The organism is Actinomyces sp. HMSC075C01 (assembly GCF_001812965.1).
GTDB classification, from domain to species: domain Bacteria; phylum Actinomycetota; class Actinomycetes; order Actinomycetales; family Actinomycetaceae; genus Actinomyces; species Actinomyces acetigenes.
This window is the reverse complement of the sequence record NZ_KV810928.1, coordinates 20,244-43,412: the sequence shown is the minus strand read 5'-3', so window position 1 is coordinate 43,412 and position 23,169 is coordinate 20,244. Positions and strand designations below refer to the sequence as shown.

General features: G+C 71.4%; 24 protein-coding genes and 1 tRNA gene. 3 read left to right on the top strand and 22 right to left on the bottom strand.

Features of this window, described 5'->3' with window-relative positions:
* Positions 1-50 precede the first annotated feature (50 nt).
* The 4 genes from HMPREF2883_RS00570 to HMPREF2883_RS00555 form a co-directional block, all read right to left on the bottom strand.
* Positions 51-704 carry a TrmH family RNA methyltransferase gene (locus tag HMPREF2883_RS00570; protein ID WP_371080126.1) on the bottom strand — a complete coding sequence of 218 codons (654 nt, stop codon included), beginning with the start codon at positions 702-704 and terminating at the stop codon, positions 51-53.
* Positions 705-802: 98 nt separating this feature from the next.
* On the bottom strand, positions 803-1,372 hold the full coding sequence (pyrE, locus tag HMPREF2883_RS00565; protein WP_070658199.1) for an orotate phosphoribosyltransferase: 570 nt from the start codon (positions 1,370-1,372) through the stop codon (positions 803-805).
* A 121-nt stretch (positions 1,373-1,493) separates the two neighbouring features.
* Entirely contained in the window at positions 1,494-1,991 is a 498-nt protein-coding gene (gene tpx, locus HMPREF2883_RS00560; RefSeq protein ID WP_070658269.1) for a thiol peroxidase, read from the bottom strand.
* Positions 1,992-2,226: 235 nt separating this feature from the next.
* Entirely contained in the window at positions 2,227-3,021 is a 795-nt protein-coding gene (locus tag HMPREF2883_RS00555; RefSeq protein ID WP_070658197.1) for an SDR family NAD(P)-dependent oxidoreductase, read from the bottom strand.
* Positions 3,022-3,090: 69 nt separating this feature from the next.
* Here HMPREF2883_RS00555 and HMPREF2883_RS00550 point away from each other — a divergent pair, with 69 nt between their 5' ends.
* Positions 3,091-3,900, top strand: coding sequence for an exodeoxyribonuclease III (locus HMPREF2883_RS00550; protein ID WP_070658267.1), 810 nt, complete (start codon positions 3,091-3,093; stop codon positions 3,898-3,900).
* Positions 3,901-3,959: 59 nt separating this feature from the next.
* Here the strand turns inward: HMPREF2883_RS00550 and HMPREF2883_RS00545 are convergent, their stop codons facing one another.
* A complete protein-coding gene (locus HMPREF2883_RS00545) occupies positions 3,960-4,811 on the bottom strand; it encodes a serine hydrolase domain-containing protein (RefSeq protein WP_070658195.1) in 852 nt (283 codons plus the stop codon).
* A gap of 215 nt (positions 4,812-5,026) precedes the next feature.
* On the opposite strand from HMPREF2883_RS00545, the gene HMPREF2883_RS00540 reads away from it, so the two are divergent.
* On the top strand, positions 5,027-5,830 hold the full coding sequence (locus HMPREF2883_RS00540; protein WP_070658193.1) for a 3'-5' exonuclease: 804 nt from the start codon (positions 5,027-5,029) through the stop codon (positions 5,828-5,830).
* Between the two features lie 373 nt (positions 5,831-6,203).
* Here the strand turns inward: HMPREF2883_RS00540 and HMPREF2883_RS00535 are convergent, their stop codons facing one another.
* The 3 genes from HMPREF2883_RS00535 to HMPREF2883_RS15355 all read right to left on the bottom strand — a co-directional run bounded on the left by HMPREF2883_RS00535 (position 6,204) and on the right by HMPREF2883_RS15355 (position 8,561).
* Positions 6,204-7,331, bottom strand: a complete 1,128-nt coding sequence (locus HMPREF2883_RS00535; RefSeq protein WP_070658191.1) for a hypothetical protein — start codon at positions 7,329-7,331, stop codon at positions 6,204-6,206.
* Complete coding sequence (gene dcd, locus HMPREF2883_RS00530; RefSeq protein ID WP_070658189.1) at positions 7,328-7,963, bottom strand: dCTP deaminase; 636 nt, start codon at positions 7,961-7,963, stop codon at positions 7,328-7,330. Before dcd ends, HMPREF2883_RS00535 begins: the two co-directional genes overlap by 4 nt.
* Positions 7,964-8,042: 79 nt before the next feature.
* A complete protein-coding gene (locus HMPREF2883_RS15355; protein WP_256277249.1) occupies positions 8,043-8,561 on the bottom strand; it encodes a TM2 domain-containing protein in 519 nt (172 codons plus the stop codon).
* Between the two features lie 166 nt (positions 8,562-8,727).
* Between HMPREF2883_RS15355 and HMPREF2883_RS00520 the strand changes: the two genes are divergently transcribed.
* Positions 8,728-8,801: transfer RNA gene (locus HMPREF2883_RS00520), tRNA-Gly, on the top strand.
* A 113-nt stretch (positions 8,802-8,914) separates the two neighbouring features.
* On the opposite strand, the gene HMPREF2883_RS00515 is transcribed toward HMPREF2883_RS00520, so the two are convergent.
* From HMPREF2883_RS00515 to HMPREF2883_RS00450, 14 genes are all read right to left on the bottom strand, one after another.
* Positions 8,915-10,132: a sugar ABC transporter substrate-binding protein gene (locus HMPREF2883_RS00515; RefSeq protein WP_070658187.1), complete on the bottom strand. Its 1,218-nt coding sequence runs from the start codon at positions 10,130-10,132 to the stop codon at positions 8,915-8,917.
* Between the two features lie 186 nt (positions 10,133-10,318).
* Positions 10,319-11,026, bottom strand: coding sequence for a M50 family metallopeptidase (locus HMPREF2883_RS00510; RefSeq protein WP_070658185.1), 708 nt, complete (start codon positions 11,024-11,026; stop codon positions 10,319-10,321).
* A gap of 54 nt (positions 11,027-11,080) precedes the next feature.
* Positions 11,081-11,773, bottom strand: coding sequence for a TetR/AcrR family transcriptional regulator (locus HMPREF2883_RS00505; protein WP_070658183.1), 693 nt, complete (start codon positions 11,771-11,773; stop codon positions 11,081-11,083).
* Between the two features lie 148 nt (positions 11,774-11,921).
* On the bottom strand, positions 11,922-12,419 hold the full coding sequence (locus tag HMPREF2883_RS00500; protein ID WP_070658178.1) for an NUDIX domain-containing protein: 498 nt from the start codon (positions 12,417-12,419) through the stop codon (positions 11,922-11,924).
* Positions 12,416-13,405, bottom strand: coding sequence for a hypothetical protein (locus HMPREF2883_RS00495; RefSeq protein WP_256277248.1), 990 nt, complete (start codon positions 13,403-13,405; stop codon positions 12,416-12,418). The genes HMPREF2883_RS00500 and HMPREF2883_RS00495 overlap by 4 nt, the downstream gene beginning before the upstream one ends.
* Complete coding sequence (locus tag HMPREF2883_RS00490; RefSeq protein ID WP_070658175.1) at positions 13,405-14,508, bottom strand: VWA domain-containing protein; 1,104 nt, start codon at positions 14,506-14,508, stop codon at positions 13,405-13,407. Before HMPREF2883_RS00490 ends, HMPREF2883_RS00495 begins: the two co-directional genes overlap by 1 nt.
* The gene (locus tag HMPREF2883_RS00485; RefSeq protein WP_070658173.1) at positions 14,505-15,617 is read right to left on the bottom strand and encodes a vWA domain-containing protein; all 1,113 of its coding nucleotides are present in this window, start codon (positions 15,615-15,617) and stop codon (positions 14,505-14,507) included. The genes HMPREF2883_RS00490 and HMPREF2883_RS00485 overlap by 4 nt, the downstream gene beginning before the upstream one ends.
* On the bottom strand, positions 15,611-16,132 hold the full coding sequence (locus HMPREF2883_RS00480) for an alpha-amylase (protein WP_070658171.1): 522 nt from the start codon (positions 16,130-16,132) through the stop codon (positions 15,611-15,613). Before HMPREF2883_RS00480 ends, HMPREF2883_RS00485 begins: the two co-directional genes overlap by 7 nt.
* A gap of 4 nt (positions 16,133-16,136) precedes the next feature.
* Positions 16,137-17,138, bottom strand: coding sequence for a DUF58 domain-containing protein (locus tag HMPREF2883_RS00475; RefSeq protein ID WP_070658169.1), 1,002 nt, complete (start codon positions 17,136-17,138; stop codon positions 16,137-16,139).
* Between the two features lie 22 nt (positions 17,139-17,160).
* Positions 17,161-18,495 (bottom strand): AAA family ATPase, encoded by a 1,335-nt coding sequence (locus HMPREF2883_RS00470; protein WP_070658167.1) that lies wholly within the window; start codon positions 18,493-18,495, stop codon positions 17,161-17,163.
* A 213-nt stretch (positions 18,496-18,708) separates the two neighbouring features.
* Positions 18,709-19,641, bottom strand: a complete 933-nt coding sequence (locus HMPREF2883_RS00465) for an LmeA family phospholipid-binding protein (RefSeq protein WP_070658165.1) — start codon at positions 19,639-19,641, stop codon at positions 18,709-18,711.
* 16 nt (positions 19,642-19,657) lie between these two features.
* A complete protein-coding gene (locus HMPREF2883_RS00460) occupies positions 19,658-20,491 on the bottom strand; it encodes an FHA domain-containing protein (RefSeq protein WP_070658164.1) in 834 nt (277 codons plus the stop codon).
* 102 nt (positions 20,492-20,593) lie between these two features.
* The gene (locus HMPREF2883_RS00455) at positions 20,594-21,958 is read right to left on the bottom strand and encodes a hypothetical protein (RefSeq protein WP_070658264.1); all 1,365 of its coding nucleotides are present in this window, start codon (positions 21,956-21,958) and stop codon (positions 20,594-20,596) included.
* Positions 21,955-22,821, bottom strand: coding sequence for a PP2C family protein-serine/threonine phosphatase (locus HMPREF2883_RS00450; RefSeq protein ID WP_070658162.1), 867 nt, complete (start codon positions 22,819-22,821; stop codon positions 21,955-21,957). Before HMPREF2883_RS00450 ends, HMPREF2883_RS00455 begins: the two co-directional genes overlap by 4 nt.
* Between the last annotated feature and the right edge of the window lie 348 nt (positions 22,822-23,169).

Here is a 23,169-nt window from a genome sequence, read left to right as displayed (position 1 = left end):
CCGCCGTCCACGAGGCGGGCCGTCGCAGCGAGCCGCAACGGCCCCCGGAGTCAGTCGGGCGCCGGCCCCGCGTGCTGGAGTATCCAGGCGTGCATGGCCACCGCCGCGGCGGCCGCCACATTGATGGAGCGGGTGGAGCCGTACTGGCCAATGCGCAGCAGGCGGGAGCAGCCGGCGCTCAGCTCGGCGCTGATGCCCTCACCCTCGGAGCCGAAGACCATGAGGCAGCGCTCGGGCAGATCGGCGGACTCCAAGGGCTGGGCCCCGGGGCCGTTATCGATGCCGACGACCTCGTAGCCCTCGGCCCGCGCCCAGGCGAGCAGCTCGCCGGGCTCGGGGTGGTGGCGCACGTCCAGGTAGCGGTTGGTGACCATGGCGCCGCGCTTGTTCCAGCGGCGTCGGCCGATGATGTGGACGCCGGCCACGTTGAAGGCGTTTGCGCTGCGCACGATGGAGCCGATGTTGAGGTCCTGGCTGACGTTCTCGATGGCGATGTGCAGCCGGTGGGCGCGGGCGGCCAGGTCGGCGCAGATCGCCGCGACGGTCCAGTAGCGGTAGCGGTCGACGACATTGCGCCGGTCACCGGCGGCGAGCAGCTCGCGATCGTAGCGGGGGTCGGAGGGCCAGGCCCCGGGGCCGCCGGGCCAGGGGCCGACGCCGACCTGACGGACGTCGGCCGGCCGGTCCTCCTCCGGACTCGGCACAGAATCCGCGACGGAGGCAGCGGGCAGGTACTCCCCCTCAGGCAGGTCGGCAGGGGCCTCAGGCTCCGCCCCACCCGCCCGCGGGCGCCGTCGGGTGCTCACTCCAGGCCGAGGTCGGCCAGATCGAGCGCCGCGTAGTAGGGCAGGCCGGCAGCCTCGATGCGCTCGCGCGCCCCGGTGGCCCGGTCCACGATGACGGCCACGGCACGCACGTCGGCGCCCGCCTCACGCAGGGCCTCGACGGCCTCCAGGGGCGAGCCGCCGGTGGTGGAGGTGTCCTCCAGGACCACCACACGGCGCCCGGCGACGTCGGGGCCCTCGATGCGGCGGCGCATGCCATGGTCCTTGGCGGCCTTGCGCACGACGAAGGCGTCCAGCTCCAGGCCGCGCGAGGCCGCGGCGTGCAGCATGGCGGCGGCCACGGGGTCGGCCCCCATGGTCAGGCCGCCGACCGCGTCGATCTCGTCGGTGCCCAGGCCCGCCTCCTCGAGGAGGTCGAGCATGACGTGGCCGATGAGGGGGGCGGCCTCGTGGTGGAGGGTGGCGCGGCGCATGTCCACGTAGAAGTCGGACTCGAGGCCGGAGGCGAGGGTGACCTTGCCGCGGACGACGGACAGCTCGTTGACGAGCTCGGCCAGGCGGGTGATGTGGGAGTCGTTGGTGCTCACGACTCCGATGGTAGTGGGATTCGGGGGCCGTGCGACGGGTAGACACCCGCCGCGGCAGGAGCCCGCCCCATCCGCGCCGCGCGGATGGGGCGGGCTCCTGGGGGCTCAGCGGAAGAGGGAGTCAGGACAGGGCGGCCACGGCGGCGTCGTAGTCGGGCTCCTGACCGACCTCGGGGACCTGCTCGGTGTAGACGACCTTGCCGGACTCGTCGAGGACCACGACAGCGCGCGACAGCAGACCGGCCAGCGGGCCGTCGGCCAGGGTGACGCCGTAGTCGGCGCCGAAGGTGGAGCGGAAGGTCGAGCCGGTGACCACGTTGGTGAGGCCCTCGGCGCCGCAGAAGCGGGAGCCGGCGAAGGGCAGGTCGGCGGAGACGCAGACCACGGTCGTGTTGTCCAGATCGGAGGCCAGCTTGTTGAACTGGCGCACAGAGGCGGCGCACACCCCGGTGTCCACCGAGGGGAAGATGTTGAGGACCACGCGGCGGCCGGCCAGGGACTGGCTGGTGACCGGGGCGAGGTCGGCGCCCACGAGGTCGAAGGCGGGTGCGGCCGAGCCCACAGCGGGCAGCTCGCCGACAGTGCTGACGGGGTCTCCGTGGAAGGTAATGGAAGCCATGGTGTGATGGTTGCAGGTCACGGCTCCCCCTGGCCAGCGGGAGCACTCAGCCCTGGGCGATTCCGCGGTGGGATCGGACCGCAAGCCGGCTCTCGCGCCCGGATCTGTCACGATTGGCGACTTTTAGAGGCAGTCTCCGCCGACCTCGCCGCATCTGTGCTGGTCAGCGCCTCGGGAAGGTCGGAAGTAATGCGAATAGCCCCGGAATAGTCGCCATCTGTGACACTTTGCGCCGTCAGTGAGCCCCCACGACCTCAGTCGCGCCCCGACCGGAACGCTCAGGGTCACCGGCCATTCGGCGCACGAGCCAGCGGGGTGCCAGTCGCAGTATGGCGTTGGCGCTGCGGTAGCGCAGGCTCGGGGTGCAGATGACCTGGCCGCGGCGCACCGCAGCGAGTCCGTCACTGACCACGCGCTCGGCGTCCAGCCACAGTGGCGCCTTCCACTGAGTCTCATCGATGCCGGCCGCGGCGTGGAAGCCGGTGTGGACCAGCCCCGGGCACAGCGCCGTGGCGCTCACCCCGGTGCCGGCGAGCTCGACGGCCAGTGCCTCGGTGAACCGCAGCACCCAGGCCTTGTGGGCCGCGTAGGTACCTACGACATTGTGCGCGGCAACGGAGGAGACGTTGAGAATGGCACCGCGTCCGCGCTCCACCATGGCGCCGGCCGCCGCGTGAGAGGCCACCATGACCGCCCGGACCATGACGTCGAGGGCCTGCTCCTCACGGGCCAGGTCTCCCCCGACGAAGTGCTGCCCCAGCCCGAAGCCGGCGTTGTTGACCAGGAGCCCCACGGGCTTGCTCTTGTCCCGCAGGCGCTCGGCGACGCGCTCGAGCTCATCGCGCTCGGACAGGTCGGCCTGCAGAGTCTCCACCTGGACGCCTGCGAACTGCCGCACCTCCTCGGCCACCTTCCGCAGGCGCTCAGGGGTGCGCGCCACGAGGACGAGATCATGACGGGCCTGGGCGAGCTGCCAGGCGAACTCCAGGCCGAGGCCGCTCGTGGCCCCGGTGACAAGTGCTGTTCCCATGGCGGCAGATTAAGGACGCTTACTGAGCGATCAATGGGAACCCGCCCTGCCGCCGGTTACCCTGCTGCCATGCGCCTGGCCACCTGGAACGTCAACTCCATCCGCACCCGCGTCGACCGCGTCCTGGCCTTCCTGGAGCGTGAGGACATCGATGCCCTGGCGATGCAGGAGATCAAGTGCCGCCCCGACCAGTTCCCGGTCGAGCCCTTCGAGGCCGCCGGCTACGAGCTGGCCATCCACGGGCTCAACCAGTGGAACGGGGTGGCGATCGCCTCACGCGTGGGTCTCGACGACGTCACCACCTCCTTCCCTGGCCAGCCCGCCTGGGCGGCCAAGCCCGAGGCCGAGCCGGTCGTCGAGGCCCGGGCGCTGGGGGCGACGGTGGGTGCGGCCTCGGATGCGAGGCCGGTGCGCCTGTGGAGCCTGTATGTGCCCAACGGCCGCGAGCTCACCCACCCGCACTACACGTACAAGCTCGACTGGCTGCGGGTACTGCGTGACGACGTCGCCGCCTGGCTCGAGGCCGAGCCCGACCTGCCGCTGGCACTGGCGGGCGACTGGAACGTGGCGCCCAGGGACGAGGACGTGTGGGACATGAGCGTCTTCGAGGGCGCCACCCACGTCTCCTTACCGGAGCGTGAGGCCTTCGCCGCCTTCGCCGAGGCGGGCATGAGTGAGGTCACGCGCGAGCGGGTCACCAACTACACGTACTGGGACTACCAGAAGCTGCGCTTCCCGAAAAACGAGGGCATGCGCATCGACTTCGTCTACGCCTCACCGGCCCTGGCCGGTCACGTCACCGGCGCCGCCATCGACCGCGACGAGCGCAAGGGCAAGGGCGCCTCCGACCACGTCCCCGTCATCGTCGAGGTCAGCTGAGGTCGAGGGCCGCGGCCCCACGGGCGGACGGACACCGGGCGTCCTTCGTCCGCAGCCCCCTACAAGGCCAGGATTTGGTCGCCGAGCTCGGGCCAGGTCCGCCGGTGAACCGCCCCGAAGGGCTTAGCCCCCAGGAAGACGGCCTGGCGCTCGGCGACCGGATCCACCCAGATGAAGGAGCCCGACTGGCCGAAGTGCCCGAAGGTCTGCTCACTGTTGCCGGTCCCGGTCCAGTGCGGGGACTTGGCTCCGCGTACCTCCACCCCCAGGCCGAAGGGGTTGGGGGTCTGTCGCCCATAGCCGGGTAGGACGCCGTCGAGGCCGAGCAGGACCGGAGTGCGGGCGCGCTGCGCGAGGGCGGGCGAGACGAGCCTGGGCGCGGCCAGCTCGCGGGCGAACAGGGACAGGTCGCGGGCGCTGCCCTCCCCGGAGTGGGCGGGCGAGCCGGGGATGAGGACGCTGGCCATCCCCAAGGGCTCGAGCACCGTGGTCTCCACCCAGGTCTCCAGGGGAGTGCCGGTGGCCTCCTCGAGGCGCTCGCCCAGGATCTCGATGCCGCGGTTGGAGTAGATGCGGCGCGTGCCCGGGGCAGCCAGGCGCTCGTCGGAGTCGGCCGCGATCCCCGAGGAGTGGGACAGCAGGTTCTCGATGGTCGCGCCGTCGGGTGCGGGAGGACCAGCGGGGGCCTCCAGGTCCAGCAGTCCCCGGTCGACGGCGACCAGGGCCGCCCAGGCGACAATCGGCTTGGTCACCGAGGCGAAGGGGAAGATCTCGTCAATGTCCCCGGCCTCGAGGAGCACGCCGTCGCCAGCGGCGGACCTGCCGGTCACGACGAGGGTGGTCGGGAAGGGGAAGGCGGCCAGTGCCGGCAGAGCAGGAGCCGGCGCCTGAGGGGTGTCCGGGGTGGTCATCGCTCCTCCTCACCTGGACTGGCTCTCGACGCGGCAGGCCGAGCGCCCCCGCGACCGTACCTTACGCCACGAGGACCGGACCCCCGCTTCCGTCTGCGAGCCGTCTGGCACAGCCGCGAGCGCCGGCCTGCTGAAGCCGGCCCGGACCACCCCGGTCAGCGCCCCGGCGCGCCGTGAGTCGGCAAAACCTGCCGGCTCGCGAGAGGATCGGAGCGATGCCCTTCTACCACCGCCCGCCCGCCGACCGCGGCCCGTTGCGCCCCCGCAGCTCCCCCACGGCCCCCGGCCAGGCGGCCGCCGCTCCCACACCCGCTGAGCTGGCCGAGGCCGCCGGTGTCGGCTACGCCGTCGTCGACCTGGAGACCACCGGCCTGTCCCCCACGACGGACTCGATCCTGGAGGTCGCACTCGTGCTCACCGACGCCACCGGGCGCGTCGAGCGCAGCTGGTCCACGCTCATCGACCCCGGTGCGTGCGTGGACGTCGGCCCCACCCATATCCACGGTCTCGTCGCCGAGGATCTCATTGGGGCGCCCGGCTTCGACGACGTCGCCGACCTGCTGGTGGCCAACCTGGCCGGGCGGGCGGTGGTGGCCCACAATGCCCGCTTCGACGTCGGTTTCCTCACCCAGGCGCTGGGGACGCGGGGGCTGCTCGACCGGGGCGCGCGGGTGCCGCGGGTGTGCACGATGGAGTGGGCGCGCCATTTCATGACGACGCCGTCGCGCCGGCTGACCACCTGCTGCGAGGTGGCCGGGGTGGAGATCGGCCGCCACCACAACGCGCTCGACGATGCCCTGGCCGCTGCCGGCCTGCTGCGCCACTATCTGGCGGTGGGGGCCCAGCGCGGCGAGGAGCCGGTGGCCTGGGTCCGCTCGCTCGTTGAGGCTCGCCGCTTCGCCGGTTGGCACTGGGACGCGACAAGGGCGCGGGACGGCGTCGAGCGTCTCACGGCGCGCACCACGCCGGGTGCCGAGCGAGCCCGCCCCGAGCCCAAGTCCGCGGGGCCGCGCCAGTAGGCCTCCGGGCTGCGAGCAGTGCCGGGGCCACCGGACCGGATGCCGCCGCACCGTCCCTGATCGGGGACTTACTTCTCCCACGAGGACTGCGTTGTCCCGCAGGCGACTGGGGTACGGCCTCAGTCGTCTGCAGGACAAGGACGTTCTGGGAGGAAAACGCAGTCCCCGTTTCAGTCGGCCACGTCCCGGCCGGCTACTCCACAAGCCTCGGGGTGGACTGGTCAGGGGTTGTGCGTGCTGCACGAGGGCCCGACCCGCGTGGAGAACCCCCGAACCTCACCCAGCAGCACCCCGCCCTCGTGCAGTACCGGAAGTCTCACGACAACGCCTCACCGGGGGCCGCGCGGCGCCCACACCGCCCTGACGAGACCTCTCAGGCCTCCTCGGCGTCCTCACCCAGGGAGACGAGGAATCCGTCGTCGTCCACGGCCACCCCGGAGACGGCGGCCACCAGGACGGTGGCGAGCTCCTCGACCAGGTCCCGGGCGGTCTGGCGCTCGCGGCGCCGGGAGCGGGAGACCACTTCGGCGTAGGCATCGGCCTGGTCCAGGGGGATCCAGCGCAGGTCGTAGGACAGGACCGCCCCACGCGCCCACGGCTCACCGCGCACGGCCAGAGGCAGTCCGTCGGTGGCACCGGCACGCACCTCGATGCGCCCCCAGCCCTCGTGCTCGGGGTCGACCGGGGTGACGACCGCGTAGCCGTCACGCACCTCCTCGATGACGTTGCCGGTGGCGGCGGCGACGATCTCCTGACGCATCGTGTCCTGGCGGACCTTCTCCGAGCCGCGCCAGGCCTTCTCGAAGACGTCCGGGCCGATGCGCTCAACGAGACTCTCCAGCTGCTCGGGGTCGATGGCGTCCAGCCCGACGGCGCCGCGAGGCTGAACGACCTCCAGCGCGGTGCTCACCTCGGGGGCCACGGGCTGCAGGACGGCCACCAGGTCCTCCGGCCCGAGCCACACCGGGGCGTAGACGGTCAGGGAGGCCGAGACCTCCGGGCTGGGCTCGACCAGGACCGGGTTCTCGTCGTCCCCTCCGGGAATGAGCCGCAGGGCCCCGGCCAGGCGCCGGGCGATGGCGCGCAGGCGGGTGAGGGCCACCAGCTCGGCCCCCGTAGGCTGGGCGTGGGGGAAGGCATCGGAGAGCGGGTCCAGGCCGGCGAGCTCGGCCGGCAGGGCGCCGGCACGGATGCGGGGGCAGTCCAGGATCATCAGCTGGGTGGTCCACTCCGGCGCCCCCAGGAGGCCGCGCATCTCGGCGTCGACCTTCCAGGGCCCCAGCAGGGAGACCCCGGGGAAGAGCTGGAGGCTGGAGACCCCCACCCAGCCGGACTGGATGTCCTGGGACAGGGCCAGGGCCTCGACCTCGTCGGGGGCGACGTCGTCAGCCAGGAGCAGGACGTGGTTGGTGTCCAGCAGCCCGACCGGCAGCATGGAGGCGGCAGTGAAGGTGCCGGTGTCGGTGGGCAGGGAGACGGCGAAGTCGGTCGAGTCGCTCATGCGTGCTTCTCCTGGGAGATGGGAGCGGCGCCGTCGGCGGGGGCCGCCAGGGTGTCGGGGATGCGGGTGCGGTGGAAGGACTGGTGGGAGCGGGAGGCCGTCGGTCCGCGCTGGCCCTGGTAGCGCGAGCCGGTGGCGCCCGAGCCGTAGGGGGCCTGGGCGGGGCTGGACAGGCGGAAGAAGCACAACTGTCCCACCTTCATCCCCGGCCAGAGCTTGATGGGCATCGTGGCCGTGTTGGACAGCTCCAGGGTGACGTGCCCCGTGAAGCCCGGGTCGATGAATCCGGCGGTGGAGTGGGTCAGCAGCCCCAGGCGCCCCAGGCTCGACTTGCCCTCCAAGCGGGCGGCGACGTCGTCGGGCAGGGTGATGCGCTCGTAGGTGGCCCCCAGGACGAACTCCCCGGGGTGCAGGACGAAGGGCTCGTCGGCCCCGACGTCGACCAGGTGGGTCAGCCCGGTCTGGTCGGCGGCCGGGTCGATGACCGGGTAGCGGTGGTTGTCGAAGAGACGGAACCATCGGTCCAGGCGCACGTCGATGGAGGCCGGCTGAATCATCTCGGGGTCGTAGGGGTCGAGGACGACCCGCCCGGCGTCGAGCTCGGTGCGGATATCGCGGTCTGAGAGCAGCACGGTCCCGATTGTGCCAGGTCCTCCCGGAGGCGTCACTCGGACTCCGACCCTGGGGGATCCGGGAGGCCCGGACCGCGCCTCAGCTGCTCAGCGGCATGCCGGAGGCGTCAACACCCCACGGCGCCTCGCCGGGGCGGGCCACCAGGATGAGGATGCCCTCGATGAAGGCCCAGATGGCGATCGGAAAGGCCAGGATCCCGCAGGTCAAGAGCGTGCCCAGGAGCTGGAAGAGCGCCTTGCCCGTGTAGCCCAGGTAGAAGTTGTGGATTCCGAAGGCTCCGAGGAGCAGCGCCAGAATGCCTGCGGCCACCTTGGACTTGCCCGGGTAGGCGGGGGGACCGTAGCCGGGGACGGGACCGTAGCCGGCAGGCGCACTGTACCCAGGAGGCGTGCCGTAACCGGGCGGGGGCGCGTAGGCCCACTGCGGGTCATACCCCGACTGGGCACCGGGACCGTAGGGGCCGCCATAGGGCGGGTACCCGCCTGACGGGTAGTCCGTGGGGGCGGAACCCGCGGGCAGCGCCGGCGCGTCCGGGCCGGGACTCGCAGCGGGCTCAGTCGGCTCAGCGGGCTCGTGAGAGTTGGAGGGATCAGTCATGCACTCACCACACATATGAAGACGTCAGGGAATCCGTGAGTAAGTGTAGTGGCGAAGGCGTCGCCGGCGCGGTCCACGAGGCCCCTGCGCAGGCCGATTTGCGTAGACGACCGGAGTCTGGGTTAGACTTCCGCACGCACCTAGGACGCACATCCACTGGTGCCACGCGGGTGTAGTTCAATGGTAGAACTTCAGCTTCCCAAGCTGACAGCGCGGGTTCGATTCCCGTCACCCGCTCCAGCCCGAGGGCCCGGACCGTCACGGTTCGGGCCCTCGTTCGTTGCTGCGCGGCCCCGACGGCGCCGGCCAGTGTCGGCCAGCGCCGGCCAGCACGGACCGACGGCGCCCCGGGGTCAGGACAGGACGGCCTGCAGGTTCACCTGGGCGCTGCCCAGGATGCTTGCCGGGTCGCCTCCGGCCAGCCCGGGCAGCTCGTTGTCGAAGTTGGCGATGATGTCCGAGGTGCCGGAGGCGGAGGGCACGGGCTGGGAGTACTCGACGCCGGCCAGGAAGGCCGCCTGGTCGGCGTGCTTTCCCTTCCAGGTCTCGCCGGCGGACTTGCCGGCGGGGACCGTGCCCGCCGCGCCGGCCAGGGCCACCTGCCGCTCGGCGGCGGTGAGGTACTCCACGAGCTTGATGGCGTCGGCCTTGTGCTTGGAGGCCTCGACGACGCCGTAGAAGGTCGGGAACTGCAGGGTCCCCTTGCCGCCGCTGCCGGCCGGCAGCTCGACCACCTTGTAGGAGACGCCCGAGTAGGTGTCCGCCAGGGTCTTGACCAGGGCCTCGGTCTCGATCACCATGGCGGCCTGCCCCTGGCCGAAGGCGTCGGCGGCGGAACCGGCGGGCAGGTCGGCGCCCCATCCGGCCGAGCCGGAGGACAGGAGCGTCTTGACCTGGGTCAGGCCCGCCACCGAGCCCTCGGAGGAGGCCGTGGCCTTCGTGCCGTCGGCGCTGGTCAGGCCCCCACCGCCCTGGATGAGGAAGGCGCCCACGCGCGCGTAGGAGGCATCGAGGGTCAGGCCGACGACCCCACCGGAGGTGAGCTTGGTGGCCACCTGGTCGAGCTGCTCCCAGGTGGTCGGGTAGTCCGAGTCGCTCAGGCCCGCGGCCGACCACAGCGAGGTGTTGATGTACAGGGCGAGGGTGGAGACGTCCCGGGGCGCCGCGGCGATCTTCTCCTGCCGGGTGGCGCTGGTCAGCAGCGCGGGGTGCGCGTCCTTGACAGCGGCCGACCCCTTGTCCCAGGGGTGCAGGGAGCCGGCGTAGCTGGACAGCTGGGCCGGGTTGAGGACGACGACGTCGATGGTCGGCTCGGCGGTGATCCCGCGGGCCAGCTCCTGGGAGACGTCGGAGACGGGCTTGATGTCCACCTCCACCTTGGTGTCCTTGGTGAATGCCTCCACCGCCTTGGACAGAGCCTCCGCGGCGGCCTCGCCCTCATCGGAGACGATGAGCGCCATCTTGCCCTCCTCGGTGGCTCCGTCCTTCGACTTCGACGAGCAGGCGGCGAGGGTGGCTGAGACGGCCAGCCCCAGAGAGGTCAGGGCGAACGTCCTGCGGGACAGCATCATGTGTTCTCCTTGAGGGAATCCCGGAGTGCCCGGGAGCGGGGTGAGCCCGGGGTCGCAACGGCGCCTATGGGCTCACGGTGAGCGACGTCGGGCGGGGACGGCGGGAGGGCACTGCCGGCCCCGCGTCGCCAGGAGGAAGCGTAGGCCATACCGGCGGCGGGCTCGGACGCGAGGCCCGCCCTCACCTCACAGGAGATCGCGCAGGGCCAGCCCGACGACGCCGGTGGCCGCCGCGTCCACGAGGAACCAGCTGGCCAGCCACACGCCGGCGGGAACCCGGGTCAGGTGGGCCAGGGTGCGGTGGTCCTGGCTCGGGTCGCGTGAGGCGGCGACATCGCGCAGGGAGTCCCAGGCCCCCACCAGCAGAGCCAGCCCGACCCCGGCGACGACGCCGTCGCGCCACTGCCCGCCCCACCACCACAGGGCCCCGGTCAAGAGGGCCACGAGCAGGACCAGCAGGACCGTGCGCACGGAGCGGGACATGACCAGCAGGACCGCCAGGAGGACCAGCCCCAGCAGGAGGACCGCGCTCGCCCAGCCCTTGAGGGCCAGGAGCACGACGACGGCGCCCAGGACGGCCGGGGCGGGGTAGCCGGCCCAGGAGGTGGCCACTCGGCCGGGGCCGGTGGGCTTGCCGGCGGTCACGGCGTGCCCGGACAGGTCCCGGCTCACCACGAATCCGCGGAAGCGCCGCCCCACCATGAGGCCGACGGCGGCGTGCCCGGCCTCGTGGACGATCGTCACCAGGGTGCGTCCCCAGCGGCGGGCCGGGGCCCAGGCCAGGACGATGAGGAGGATCGCCAGCGCCGGCCACAGCACGCCGGGATCCAGGCCGACAACGTTCGAGGCGCGGTTCAGCAGGTCGTTCCAGGTGTCAGTCCAGCTCAGGTTCACGAGCGGAAGTCTGCCAGGCCCGCCCACCTGCGCGGCAGGCCGTGGCTCACGCTGTCAGCCGACCGCGCTGTGATGAGGCGAACCGGGGGCCTCGGCGCCCTCCAGGGGCTCGGTGGCGTGGGGCTGGGCAATGGTCGGAACCTCGTGGGCGGGCTGACGGGCCCCCACCGCCCGCAGCACGAAGACGTCCAGGCTCTCCAGGTAGGCCCGGCGCTGCTCCGGATCCGTGGGGGTCGGACGCCCGCCCATGACGGTGGCGTGGATGAGGGGGATGACCTGCTCGGGCTCCTGGGTGGGGATGAGCCCCTGGTCCATGGCGTCGGTGAGGATCGAGGAGAGCATCTGGGCCAGGAGCGCCCCGTGGGCCTTGAGGCGACCGGCGGTCCCGCGCGAGACCGCCCCGGACAGCGGTCCCGACGTCGGGAAGTGGAAGTGCCGGGCGATGAGGACCTGCTGGCGCACGTAGATGCGCAGGCGGTCGATCGGGTCCTGGGTGCCGGCCAGCGCCCGGGAGAGCTCCTCGGCGTAGCGGCCGGCCTCGTGCTCCATGAAGGCCAGGAGGAGGTCCTCCTTGTCCGCGAAGTGGTTGTAGACGGCGGTGCGCCCCACACCCGCGTGGTTGGCGACGTCGGACAGGGTGATCTTGTCGAAGCTGCGCTGGCTCATGAGCTCGGACAGCGCCCGGAACAGGGCGGTGCGCGTGCGCTCTCGATGCTCGGCCAGTGAGGAACCCAGGATCTTCGGCATGAGGCAACCCTAACTTACGAGATGACGCGAGTGATAGAAGTGTCAGAAACTGGGAAGGGCCGGCGTCGCGGGACTGCCGGCATACTCGAGCCCACGGCTTGCAGGAGGGCCACCCGTCTCAACCCCGCCGCCGTCATCCCAGTGCCCATCAGCGCCCCAGGGCGTCCACGAGCGCGTCAATGATCGGCAGGTCCGCCTCCAGCCACGGCAGCCGGCGCAGCTGATCCGGCGGCTCCAGGCGCACCCACTCCAACCGTTGGTGGTCGGTTCCGACTCTGCCCCGGTCCCCGGGGCGGGCGGGCTCGGCCAGCCACACTCGCATCCTGAAGCCGTGCATGGCCGGCCAGGCCGGGGTGTCGTCGCCGGGGCCGCTGTCCGGTGGCGCCACAACCGCCAGCTGTCGGGGTACGACGAGCTCGGGTCCCAGGCGGACGCTCAGGCCGATCTCCTCGTCCAGCTCGCGGGCCAGGGCCTGCTCGGGCCGCTCGGCGGGCTCGACCTTGCCGCCGGGGAGCTCGAACTGGCCGGCGTGCTCAGGCGGGTAGGAACGGGCCGCGCACAGCAGGGCGGTCGCATGCTCCAGGTCGTCCAGGACCGCCGCCGCCACGACGAGGCGGGAGGTCCTGCCCGTATCGGAGTCGCTCACCAGGGCTTTCCCTTGTTGCTGTCACTGCCTCCGGGCTCCTCAGTGGTTCCCGGGCTGCCGTTGTTGCGGTCCCGCAGGCGCTTGGCCCGGTCGTCGACCGGGGTCGGGGTCGGCTTGGCGCTCGGGGTGCTGGAGGAGGTCTCGCCCGGCGAGCTCGACGCCGACGACGAGGGGCTCGCACTCGGGTCACTGCTGGGCTGCGAGGACGGACTGGAGCTCGGGTCACTGCTGGGCTGGGAGGAGGGGCTCGCGCTCGGGTCGCTGCTGGGCGTGGCCGAGGGGTTCGGGCTCGGGGAGGGATTCTGCTCGGGCGGGGGCGGCACCTCGCAGGTATCGGCCGCCTTCTTGGCCGCCTCGATGTGCTCGGTCACTGCCGCGGGGCTTCCGCTCTCCTGGGCCTGGGCCGCCAGGGTGAGGTGGGCGACGTACAGGTTGGTGCGCACCATGCACTCCGGGGAGCCGGCCTCCTTCGCCTTGGTCTTCGAGTCGACCTTGGCGGTGGGTGCCTCACTGAGAGCCTGGTTGAGGGTCGCCACCGCGGAGGTCGGATCCTTCGCGGCGAGCTGACCGGTGCCCAGGTTGAAGTGGACGCGCCACTGCTCCAGCCAGGGGTTGATCCTGGCGACCGTGCGGTAGCGCGACAGAGCCGTGTCGTAGTGGCCGGCTGCCGCGGCACGGTTTCCGGCCAGGGAGATGAGGAAGATCGAGCCGAGCCACAGGGAGATGATCGTGGCCAGCGCCGCGGGCACCCCGCCGATCGCCAGGAGCCGACGGCGCCGCTTGAGACGGGCCTCGCGCCGCCTGGGGTCCTCGGGGGCCGAGGGGTCCGGTGAGGAGGCCCCGTCATTCGGGTCCGCCTCCTGCAGGTAGTCGGGCACCTGCTCCGGGGTGCTGCCGGCGGCACCCTGCGCTCCCTCGACGGCACCGGGCTGCGCCCCGCCGCTGCCCTGCCCGGGGACCTCGCCGGGGGTGTTTCCTATCGTCATCATCTTCCCCTTCCCATGAGAAGACGCAGGCGACGGTCGGCTCGCATGAGATCGAGGATCTCCCACAGCAGCAGACCGAAGGCGATGAGTCCCAGTGGCCAGGTCAGGTATACCCGGGCGTTGGTCTTGGCCCGCCCGTCGGCGGAGACGGCCTCAATGTCGAGGTTGGTGAACTTGCTCGTCGGGTCGTCGCCCGACCCGCCGGTGCGGTGGTAGTAGGGCAGCCCCATCTCCTTGGCCACCTTCTGGAGCTCATCGGCGTCGATCTTCGACACCCCTGGCTGTCCGCCCTGGCCGTCGGTGATGTAGTCGGACTGGGTGTGCTCGCCGGTGGACGGCGAGCCGTCGTAGCTGCGCATCTTGCCGCCCTCGGTCGAGCCGTAGCCCAGCACCGCGCCGCCGTCGACCAGGCCGTCCAGGGACTGCCAGGAGATGCCGGCGTTGTCGGCCACCTGTGCGCCGCGGCCCTCGTCGGTGGCCTCGCCGTCGGAGAAGATGTAGACGAGGCGGATATCCTTGGGGTCGGACTGACGGGACTGCGCCAGCGTCTGCCCCAGCAGTGGAAGCGCCACCTCCAGCGAGGAGCCGGTGGCGTGGCTCGTGACCTCCTGCTTGAAGGAGCCGATCCAGGCGTCGACGGCGTTGGTGTCGTGAGTCAGCGGCAGCTCCCGGGCTGCGGCGTTGTCCAGGGCGATGATGGAGAAGCGCGAGTCCGGGAAGGCCTCGCGGATCGCCCGCATGTCCGCGCGCACGCCGTCGAGCCTGGTGGAGGCCGACTGGTCGACGCCCTTGGGCCCCTTGCCCTGGTAGTCCTCCGCCGCCATGGAGCCGGTGCGGTCCACCACCATGTAGATCTCCACGTTGGAGACGCTGATGGCCTCGCTGCCGCGGATCGCCGGCCCCGCCAGTGCCAGCACGATGACGACGACGATGGCCAGGCGCCTCCACCAGGCCCGGCGGGCGGCCGGCTCGGCATCGTCACGGACCAGGCGGCGTCGGGAGACGATGAGTAGCCCCGTCAGGGCGGCCGCCACGAGGAGGACGAGGATCCACCAGGTGACCGGGACGAACGCGAAGTCCCCGAAGATCGGAACCGGCTTCATGCTCGCCTCCAGGTAGTCAGTCCCAGGTAGCCCAGAAGCACCAGTGAGAGCGTGATGACGAGCCGCTGGGGGACGTCGGTGCGACGGGTCTGCTTGCGACCCCCGAGCGCAGAGACCTCGGTCTTCTCCAGCTCCTTGACGATCTGGCCCCCGGTGCCGGAGTCCTCGACGTCGTAGAAGCGCCCCTTGCCCTGCTCCTCGGTGACGGTCTTGAGCTCCTCGCGGGACTCCTCGGGAGTCTTGTTGAGGAGGTTCTGGTAGGGCTGGTCCTCGTCGGCGCCGTAGATGGAGAACAGGCGGATCTTGCGCTCGGTCAGGAGCTTGGCGGCGTCGGGCAGGGGGTAGATCTGCTCGTTGTCGGGGTCGATGACCTGGTTGTCGGTGGCCAGGATGATGGAGCGGGAGCGATCCAGGTCCTGGTTGTCGAAGGCCTGGGCGCAGGAGGCGAGCCCGTCACCGGCCAGGGAGGAGCCGTTGATGCTGTTGTTGATCGTTCCGCCGAAGGCCTCCTGGTAGGCGAGCTGCTGCTTGTAGGTGACGTTCTCCGGGTCGATGTCCAGCACGTCGCCCAGCTCGGTGAGCTGGTCACGCAGCAGCTCGTAGTCGTCCGTCAGCGGGACGATGGTCTGTGCGGATGAGTTCCAGGCCACGATCCCCACCCGCTCGCCGTCGAAGTCCTCCAGGATCTCGGAGAAGGTCGTCAGGACCGAGGAGTCGATCCTGACCATCGACGTCGACACGTCCAGGCACAGGACGATGTCACGGTTGGCCAGGGCGTCGGAGCGCTCGGTGACGCGCACGGGCCGACCAGCGATGGCGGCGGCGGTCACCAGGCCCGAGACCAGCATGACCGCCAGGAGCGCGTGCAGCCAGCGCTGAGCCCGGATGCGCTTGCGCACTGCTGGCAGCTGGAACAGGCTCGCCGAGTTGGCCAGGCGGCGGGGCAGCTCGACGGCCTGATCCTCGCCCCGCCGGCTCCAGGGCGCCCTAAAGCGCTTGGGCGCCCTGACGGTGGGGTCCCCGCTGGAACGGCGGTCGATGATGAAGACCGCGATGATGGCCGCGGCGGCGATGACGACAAGAACGATGAATAACCAGAGCATCACCATCGGGTGACCACCTCCCTGGCGTGGGTGAGGGCCTCCTGCGCGGCGGCCTGCGGCTCACGGTCGAAGGAGGGCTGCTCCCACACGGCGAGCAGCTCTCCGACGTGCCCCAGCGGGTTGATGTCCAGGGGACGGCCCGCCGCGCGCACGCTGCGTCGCCGCTCCTCCACCGAGCGCGGCCCGGCAGTTGCGGCCATGTCGAGGATCTCCGAGACCGTGGCGGTAGTGATCTCCTCCCCGCTGCGGGCCTCGGCGAAGCCGCGCAGCAACGCCGCCAGCTCCAGGTGCAGCTCGCGCAGGTCCAGGTCACCGGCGTCCCAGCGCTGGGAGATCTCACCAAGACGCTCACCCCACTGGCGGCGCTCACGGGGCGCCATGGGGATGTCTCCGACCTCCTGGGAGAGGTCGCGGCGGGTCACCAGGAAGGTCCGCAGCAGCCAGGCGGTCACCAGCAGCAGGCCGACGACCATGACGATGACCATCCATATCGGCATGAGAACCGGGGGCATGATCTGCATGGGGTCACCGCCTCCCTCTGGCCACGGCGGCGCGCTCACGCTGGAGGAGCTCGGCGATGGAGTCGATGAGCGTCTCCTCGGAGGAGACGACGCCGTACTCCAGGTGCCGGGCGTCGAGCACCTGCTCGACGCTGGTGCGCCACTGCTCGCGCACCACGGCCGCGTGAGCCGCCAGGTAGGAGTCCGCGCGCAGGAAGGCGGGGATCTCGAAGGGCAGGTCGATGTCCCGCCCGCGGCCGCCGCCTTGGCGCAGCGGGTCGTCGTCCTCGATCTGGACGACGATCATCTCGTGCTGGATCGACAGGCGCCGCAGCCAGGTCGCGGCATCGGGACCGGGGTGGGCGGTGTCGGTGATGAGGATGACCAGGCTGCGTCGGCGGTGCCAGGTGCTCACCCGCTCCATGAGGTGCGGCAGGCTGGAGGGCGGGGCCCCGGGGGCCAGCTCGAAGACGCCGGGCGCCCCCTCGACGGGAGCGTCGAGGTCCTCGAAGGTGCGGGCCAGCAGCGCCAGCAGGGTCTCCACGTGCTTGGCCCCGGAACGGGCCGGGCGCGAGACCATCCGGCCGGCGTCACCGGCCACGAGCGCCACCGAGTCCCCCCGCATCCGGGCCAGGTAGGCGAAGACCTCCGCCACTCCCAGGGCCAGGTCGCGCTTGTCCTCGCCCGTGGGGGTCATCGCTGCCATGGTCCGACCGGTGTCCACGGCCAGCACCATGGGCATCATGGACTCGCGCTGGTAGCGCTTGATGACCGGCTGCCCCAGGCGGGCCGAGGACTTCCAGTCGATGTCGGAGATGTCGTCGCCGGGCCGGTAGAAGGACATATCGTCGAAGTCCTGCCCGCGCCCGACGAACACCGACTTGTGGCGCCCGTCGAGCAGCCCTGTGGCGCGGCGCAGGGTCGGCAGGCTCAGAGCCGCGCGCAGACGCTCGATCCGCGTACCGCGCCGGCCCTCGCCGGAATCGGACTCGGGCGCCTCGGGGGCGCCGTGTACCTCCGTGCTCATCGCTGTGCTGGTCCCACCTGGCTCAGGGCGTGGGGACGGCCGCGAAGATGGCGTCGATGATCGCCTCGGGCGCGACTCCGTCGGCCAGGGCGTCATAGGTGAGCACCAGCCGGTGGCGCAGCACCCCGTGGCGCAGCAGGCGGACGTCGTCGGGGATGACGTAGGTGCGTCCCTCCTGGAGGGCGACGGCCTGGGCCACCTTCATCAGTGCGATGCCGCCACGGGGGGAGGCCCCCACGCGCACCTGCCGGTCCAGGCCGGGCACGGGCCGCGGCCCCCCGCCGCGGGAGGTGTTGATGAGGGCGACGATGTACTGCTTGATGACGGGATCGACATAGACCCGCTCGGCGGCCCGCTGAAGCCACTCGACGTCGTCGGTGGAGATGGGCCGACCGGTCACGGGCTGGTCGAAGGTCCCGTTGGAGATGCGGTCCAGGACGTCGGCCTCCTCCGAGGGCCGCGGGTAGGTGAGCACCTCCTTCATGAGGAAGCGGTCCATCTGCGCCTCGGGCAGGACGTAGGTGCCCTCCTCCTCGATGGGGTTCTGGGTGGCCAGGACCATGAAGGGGTGGGGCAGCGGGTAGACGACGCCGCCGATGGAGGTCTGACGCTCCTGCATGGCCTCGAGCATGGCCGACTGGGTCTTGGCGCTGGAGCGGTTGATCTCATCGAGCAGGACGATGTTGGCGTGGACCGGCCCCAGCTGGGTGGTCATCTCGCCGGTGGAGGAGTTGAGGATCTGGGTGCCCACGATGTCGTTGGGCATGAGGTCGGGCGTGCACTGGATGCGCCGGAAGGAGCCGGAGACGGCCGAGGCCAGCGTCTGGGCGGCGGTGGTTTTGGCCAGGCCGGGCACCGACTCCAGCAGGATGTGACCACTGGACATGAGAGCGGTCACCAGGGCCGTGCGCAGCTGCTCCTGACCGACCACGCGCTGGGAGAAGATGTTGGCCACGGACTTCAGCAGCTCAGCGGCGCGCTCCACGTCGGCGTCCCCGGCGCCCCGACGGCTGGAGGCGGCCCGGGCCTCTCGGCGCAGCGTCTCACGGGAGGGCAGGGGGCCGGTGTCGACCTTCTCCTCGGCCGGCGCCGCCGGGCCGGAGGGGTAGCCGGGAACCGTCATCCTGGATGATGCGGTCGGCACGGAGCGGGCCCCGGCGGCCTGCGGGTCAATCTGAGGAGGGACCGAGGGCGGCCGCTGCGCCGAGGCCGCAGCGCCCTGCCCCGCGGAGGAGCCGGCGGGCTGACCGGCCTGTCGGGCCGCCGGCTGGCCGGTCGACTGGCCGTACTGCTGGCCACTACCCCAGCCACCCGGCTGACTGCCGGGTTGGGCGCGGTGCTCGGGCTGCATGCTCATGGTTCTCCTCGCTCAGTTCTGGCTTGATTCCTCGCGCCACGTGCTCGCGCCTGGATAGGCAACGCATTGGCAGGCTATACGAGCCGGGGCCACCTGGGGCACGAGCGGAGGGGAAGTCCTCCCCACAGCCCCGACAGGCCTCCACTTTTTACCGGTTTCGCGCCACTTTGAAGGAAATGTGAGACGAATCGTCATGGGGTCGCCACCCCGGGGTCAGAGCTGGCCAAGGTTCACCCGGCTCCCGGCCAGGCTCAGCCGGAGCCCGTCGTTGGTGACGATGGCGCTGGTCGGGCGCAGCCCCGGCGGCAGGGACTTCGCGGGGATCGTGATCTGCGGGGAGTCCAGCCCGATATAGCTGAGCATGCTGTCCTGCCCCGTGTCGACGTCGACGTCGAGCTTGTTCCCACCCATCCGGGTGGAGGTGATGGTCAGGACCAGGCTGCCGTCGGCACCCAGCGACGGGACGATCTCGGCCTCACCGCTCAGACCGAGCAGGGACATCGAGGCCTGGATGACCCCCGGATCCTGGGTGCTCGTCCCCGTGCGCTTGGCCTGAAGGGTGACGCCCTTGAGCTTCGGGTGCGATGCGGCGGCGAGCTCGGCCACCTGCTGCCAGCCGATGGTGCCCGACGCCGCCACGGCGTCCGTCTGATAAGGCTTGTGCAGGCTGATGTGGCTCAGATCGACGTCGACGTCGCTGAGCGTGACCGAGGCGTTGCTCTGGCCCTTGGAGGTGAGCGTCAGGCTCGAGGAGTCCACGCTCAGGCTGTCCAGTGAGCCGCCGACGACCTGAGGCAGGACGATTCCCCTGGTGGCGATCCGGGCGTCCGGGCTGAGCCCCGGCAGGGCGGAGCGCACGGCGGCGTCGACCTGCCCGCGCACGAAGTACTCCGCCCCGACGGCCCCGGCGCTCATGATGACGACGAGCACCACCAGGACCGCCAGCCACCGCCACACGTGACGTCGCCGGGCAGGGCGGGGACGGTCACCGTCCGAGAGCTCCTCCTGCGAGGAGTCCTTCTCCAAGAGCTCGTCCTCCTCGGGATCGTCCGCCAGGACCTCGTCGAGGAGCGACCGGTTGGGGAACTCCTCCTCGACGACGTCCCTCTCCACTCGGGGCGAGTCCGCGTCTCCCCGGCGACTCATCACTCCTCGCGTCACGTCATCGCCTCGGCGCCGACGGCGAGCTCTGGGCCACCGGGGCGGTGCTCGCCGAGCGCTCGGCCGTCTGGTCGGCGGGGGCCTGGTTGGCGGCCAGCTCCTCGTCAAGCATGTAGAGGTCCTCGGCGGTGACCATGAGGGTGGACACGGCGTGCTCCACCAGGGCGGTACGCCGGTTGGAGGCGGCTCCGGCCACACGGCCGCCGCGCAGCCCGCGCACCCCCACCCGGTCGAGCTTCTCGCAGACGTTGTCGAGCTTGCGGTTGAACTTGGTCAGCGGCCAGCCCAGGCGCGCCGCGGCCGCCGCGGAGGAGGGGATCTCGGCGGCCCCGGTCCCGGCCCGTTTGAGCACCGGCTCAGACAGCGCCAGGACGAGCAGCAGCTGGGAGCGGGTCATCGGGGTCACCCCGATGGTGGTCTGGCCGGAGGACTGACGCACGCCGTCGATCCCGGAGAAACGGTCCTCCCCGGAGGTGATGAGGTTGATCTCGTAGGTGGTCGGGCCGGCGGAGAAGGTGAGGATGACCCGGGGGAAGACCAGCGGCATGCGGGCGCCCGGGGCCAGTCGGGACTGGACCAGTCCCTCACCATCGGTCAGGGTGGCCGATAACCGCGACCCCTCGTTGGCGATCCACCAGAGGTTCTCGGAGTGAGCGAAGACCAGGAATCGGCGGTGGAGGTAGGGGTTGTCGTCAATATCGAGGTCTCCGCCTCGGCCGATGACGAAGGCGTCGGCCGGAGCGACCCGGTAGATCTCTCCGGAGAAGTCCAGGACGAGCTCGTCGGGCTGCTCAGGATTGACCTCCGGCATCTCTGTCCACGTCAGGTCGCTCATGAATTCTCCTTCCACGGTCCCGGCTCATGATCGGCACCCGGGTCCAGTCTTACTGAGAAGCCGGAGCCGCACCGGCGAAGCACGACCACTCGGACAGTGACCTCAGCCACTACGGAACCTCAGCCACGACGGCGGGTCAATACGGAGCGTCACCCCGTCGCCGACGTCCATGAGGTCCCCCATGAAGACCGGCGTCGGCATTCCCGGTCCCAGCAGGACCGGCGTCGCACCGGGGCGAGCCAGGACCGTGCCGTTGGACGAGCCCAGGTCCTGGGCCAGGATGCTCCACCCCGAGGTCATGAGCATGAGGTGGGAGCGCGAGACCATGTGCTGCGGGCTGGCCACCGGGACCAGGGTCACGATGTGCGGATCGCCCCCGGCCTGCACCTGGGGGGCGCGTCCGATGACGACGTCGCCGGCGACCTCGACGGCGGCGCCGGTCGACAGGGTCAGCGTGGCCAGAGCCGGCCGGCGCACGTAGGAGATCACTCCCGTCAGGGGCTGGGAGCAGATGAGGCACTCCCGGAGCTCGGGAGGACTGGCGTGTCCCTGGGGGCAGATCGAGGCCCGCACGGGGGGCGCCGCGATCAGCGCCGCCTCGGAGGCGGAGACGACCTCCGTGTCGGGCAGGGCCTCCAAGGGCTGGGGCTCCCGGACGGGCTGGGGCTGCTTGCTCTTGGAGTTGTCCGGTGCAGTGGGAGTGTTGGCCGTCGGACTGCCGCCCGAGCTCGCCGAGGGGGCGGTGGGGGCCCGGTGGGCGCCGCGCCGCCGACGCCCCGAGCCGGGCTCCGGCTCGGGGTAGTCCGGGAACGGGCTCACGTCACCGGTGTCCAGGCCCTCCGCAGTGGCCTCAGTGTTCTCCGGGTGCTGCTGCTCCGGAGGCTCGAAGGGGTCGTCGGGGTCCTCCCAGACACCCGTCTCCAGCAGCTCGGGAGCCGAGTCCGCGGACCTGTCGGATTCGGCACGAGAAGCAGCCTCGGCAGGAGAGGCCACGACGGGAGAGGCCACGGCGGAAGAATCGGCCGGGGCTGGAGAAGGCACCTGCAAGGGCTCCGGGGCCGTCTCCTGGGGCGAGCCCGAGACCGGGGAGATCGGCTTGAGCAGCGTGGTCTCGTCACTGGGCTCGGCCGGGATGATGCCGGTGGGCTCCGATGCCATGGAGCGCGGGGCCGGGCGCCGCAGCGCTGCGGCCTGCGAGGGCGCGGCGTCCTGAGGGGAGGGCCCGCTCGAGGCCGCCGGGGCCGCCGGCCCCACCGTCGGCAGGTAGGTGCCACCCAGGGCCTGCAGGACCCGCAGGCCGGTCTCCACGGAGACGCCACCGGGCTCGCAGCCGGCAGCCGGGTTGATGACGGCGGTCCCGTCAACGCCGTCGACCCGCAGAGCGCCGTCCGACAGGCGCGTCAGCCCCTCGGGCAGCGGGACGCGCTCACGTGGCGGGCAGGGGGAGGGAACCGGGGAGTCCGTCACCACGCCCCCTGACTGCTCGCGCCACCGGGGGATGGCGTGTGCGCCGTCGATGGAAGAGCCGGCACCTGGAGGGAGTCGACGACGATGGCGGTGGTGTTGTCATGCCCTCCGCCCTCCAGGGAGGCGGCCACGAGGAGCTCGGCCGTGCGCTGCGCCGTGCAGCCTGCCGCCAGCACGGTGGCGATGGCTTCGTCGTCGAGCTCGTCACTGAGCCCGTCGGAGCAGATCAGGAACCGGTCCCCGGCGGCCACCGGAACGGTGTAGAGGTCCGGGACGCCGGAGTCGGCGATACCTCCGCCCAGCGCCCGGGTGACGATGTTGCGGCGGGGGTCGCGGCGCGCCTGCTCGGGGGTGAGCTCACCGGTCTCGATGAGAATCTGGACCCGGGAGTGGTCGCGGGTGACCTGGGAGAGCATGTCGTCGCGCAGCAGGTAGACCCGGGCGTCCCCCACGTTGAAGATGACCCAGGTCGGTCGCGTCACCCCCTGCTCGTCCACCACCCAGGCCAGGATGACGCCGGCGATCGTCGCTCCGGGCAGGTAGGCGGCGTGGGACGGGATGGCGATGATCGCCTCCTGCGCGGCCACCACCGCGCGAACCACCGTGTCGACGTCGGTGACGATCGTCCCGGCCAGCGAGTAGAGGGAGTCGAGGGCCACCTGCGTGGCCATACGGCCGGCGGCGTGCCCGCCCATCCCGTCGACGACGACGAAGGCCGGAGCGATGGCGAGGTAGCCATCCTCGTTGATCGTCCGCAGGCGCCCCACGTCAGTGGCCGCACCGACAACGACCTCCGAGGCCCTGATGCCGTCCTCACCGCGGATCGCGATGGCATCGGCATCAGCACGAACGTGCTCGGTCATCGGCTCCCTTTCCCTTGCGTCGCATGCACTCCCCTAGTAAACCCCAGCACCCCGTCCGGAACCACCGCACCACCGCCCCAATTCCATCATGTGGGAGCCTGCACCGAATCGCAGGCGGCGGCGCCGGCCCCCGCTGCGCCCGCAGACCGGGCCCCTCCGCCGCCGCCAACGGCGACGATCCGCCGTCGTGAGACACTGACGAGCTGCGGCCGTGACCCGTCAGGCAGTCGGAGTCACGGTGTCCTCAGGTAGTCTTCCAACGTGGCCGGCTGACCGACCCACATGCCGCCGAGATGGTACTGCGTTCCCTGACTCGGTATCACGGGTGGCCCGAACCCGACCCACGAC

Bases quoted from the DNA above. Each gene is read 5' to 3' on its own strand.
- tpx (WP_070658269.1), bottom strand. From the start codon at position 1,991: ATGGCTTCCATTACCTTCCACGGAGACCCCGTCAGCACTGTCGGCGAG.
- HMPREF2883_RS00555 (WP_070658197.1), bottom strand. From the start codon at position 3,021: ATGGGAACAGCACTTGTCACCGGGGCCACGAGCGGCCTCGGCCTGGAG.
- HMPREF2883_RS00550 (WP_070658267.1), top strand. From the start codon at position 3,091: ATGCGCCTGGCCACCTGGAACGTCAACTCCATCCGCACCCGCGTCGAC.
- HMPREF2883_RS00545 (WP_070658195.1), bottom strand. From the start codon at position 4,811: ATGACCACCCCGGACACCCCTCAGGCGCCGGCTCCTGCTCTGCCGGCA.
- HMPREF2883_RS00540 (WP_070658193.1), top strand. From the start codon at position 5,027: ATGCCCTTCTACCACCGCCCGCCCGCCGACCGCGGCCCGTTGCGCCCC.
- HMPREF2883_RS00535 (WP_070658191.1), bottom strand. From the start codon at position 7,331: ATGAGCGACTCGACCGACTTCGCCGTCTCCCTGCCCACCGACACCGGC.
- HMPREF2883_RS15355 (WP_256277249.1), bottom strand. From the start codon at position 8,561: ATGACTGATCCCTCCAACTCTCACGAGCCCGCTGAGCCGACTGAGCCC.
- HMPREF2883_RS00515 (WP_070658187.1), bottom strand. From the start codon at position 10,132: ATGATGCTGTCCCGCAGGACGTTCGCCCTGACCTCTCTGGGGCTGGCC.
- HMPREF2883_RS00505 (WP_070658183.1), bottom strand. From the start codon at position 11,773: ATGCCGAAGATCCTGGGTTCCTCACTGGCCGAGCATCGAGAGCGCACG.
- HMPREF2883_RS00495 (WP_256277248.1), bottom strand. From the start codon at position 13,405: ATGACGATAGGAAACACCCCCGGCGAGGTCCCCGGGCAGGGCAGCGGC.
- HMPREF2883_RS00490 (WP_070658175.1), bottom strand. From the start codon at position 14,508: ATGAAGCCGGTTCCGATCTTCGGGGACTTCGCGTTCGTCCCGGTCACC.
- HMPREF2883_RS00485 (WP_070658173.1), bottom strand. From the start codon at position 15,617: ATGGTGATGCTCTGGTTATTCATCGTTCTTGTCGTCATCGCCGCCGCG.
- HMPREF2883_RS00480 (WP_070658171.1), bottom strand. From the start codon at position 16,132: ATGCAGATCATGCCCCCGGTTCTCATGCCGATATGGATGGTCATCGTC.
- HMPREF2883_RS00475 (WP_070658169.1), bottom strand. From the start codon at position 17,138: ATGAGCACGGAGGTACACGGCGCCCCCGAGGCGCCCGAGTCCGATTCC.
- HMPREF2883_RS00470 (WP_070658167.1), bottom strand. From the start codon at position 18,495: ATGAGCATGCAGCCCGAGCACCGCGCCCAACCCGGCAGTCAGCCGGGT.
- HMPREF2883_RS00465 (WP_070658165.1), bottom strand. From the start codon at position 19,641: ATGAGTCGCCGGGGAGACGCGGACTCGCCCCGAGTGGAGAGGGACGTC.
- HMPREF2883_RS00460 (WP_070658164.1), bottom strand. From the start codon at position 20,491: ATGAGCGACCTGACGTGGACAGAGATGCCGGAGGTCAATCCTGAGCAG.
- HMPREF2883_RS00450 (WP_070658162.1), bottom strand. From the start codon at position 22,821: ATGACCGAGCACGTTCGTGCTGATGCCGATGCCATCGCGATCCGCGGT.